Source organism: Micromonospora sp. SL1-18, assembly GCF_047921505.1.
Lineage (GTDB): Bacteria > Actinomycetota > Actinomycetes > Mycobacteriales > Micromonosporaceae > Micromonospora.
The window spans coordinates 1-342 of sequence record NZ_JBLROA010000242.1 but is presented as its reverse complement, the minus strand read 5'-3'; the positions used below and the strand labels follow the sequence as shown (position 1 = coordinate 342).

1 protein-coding gene is annotated in these 342 nt (G+C 64.9%); it reads left to right on the top strand.

Annotated features, from left to right (window positions below):
- The coding region (locus tag ACNAW0_RS30770; RefSeq protein ID WP_416291544.1) for an RNA-guided endonuclease TnpB family protein at nt 1–342 on the top strand (342 nt) is incomplete at both ends.

Below are 342 nucleotides of genomic sequence, written 5' to 3'. Positions count from 1 at the left end.
TGACGGGCTGCACAAACTCACGACCAAGATCACCGGCGAGTACGGCACTGTCGTGGTTGAAGACCTCAACGTGGCCGGCATGCTCCGCAACCGACGCCTCGCCCGTAAGATCGCGGACGCAGGGTTCGGAGAGATCCGCCGGCAGGTGGGGTATAAAACCGCATGGAACGGTGGTCGGCGGATAGTAGCCGATCGCTGGTATCCCTCCAGCAAGACCTGCTCGGCCTGCGGCGCGGTGAAAGCCAAGCTGCCGCTGCACGTCCGAGTGTTCACCTGCGATGCCTGCGGCCTGGTTATCGACCGGGACGAGAACGCAGCCCGCAACCTCGCCGCCCTAGCCGC